Genomic DNA, 661 nt, shown 5'->3' on the forward strand with positions numbered 1-661 from the left:
CCGTAATCACAGCCCTGAGTTCAAGGCGAAAGTTGCGCTTGCTGCAATCCGCGGCGAGCGGACCCTTATCGAGCTGTCGCAGCAATTCGATGTGCATCCCAACCAGATCAAGCAATGGAAGGACCTCCTCCTGGAGGGAGCATCTGGGGTGTTTGGCGCGGATGCGAAGTCCGAACCGGCGGCTCCGATTGTGGACGTGAAGACGCTGCATGCGAAGATCGGCGAACTGACGCTGGAGAACGATTTTTTAGAGGGAGCGCTCAACAAGGCCGGGCTGTTGAGCGCAAAGAAATGATCGACCGCAACCACGCTCTGTCGCTCACCCGTCAGGCCCGCGCGCTCGGGATCAGCCGGGGCAGCGTCTATTATCTGCCGCGACCTCCCTCGGCCGCCGATCTTGCGCTGATGCACCGGATCGACAGATTGCATCTCGACTACCCCTTTGCGGGAAGCCGGATGCTGCAAGGGCTTTTGAATGCGGATGGCCACAGCGTTGGCCGGCGTCACGTCGCCACGCTGATGAGGAAGATGGGCATCGAGGCTCTTTACCGTCGCCCCAACACCTCGAAGCCGGCGCTGGGCCACAAGGTCTATCCCTACCTCTTGCGCAATCTGCCGGTCACCCGACCCAACCAGGCCTGGGCGATGGACATCACCTACA

At 61.0% G+C, this 661-nt stretch carries 1 pseudogene; it reads left to right on the plus strand.

From position 1 onward, the window contains the following. Positions 1 to 661, plus strand: a pseudogene (locus tag G6N73_RS36140) (IS3 family transposase); the annotation flags it as partial.

This window comes from Allomesorhizobium camelthorni, assembly GCF_011045125.1.
Taxonomy (GTDB): domain Bacteria; phylum Pseudomonadota; class Alphaproteobacteria; order Rhizobiales; family Rhizobiaceae; genus Allomesorhizobium; species Allomesorhizobium camelthorni.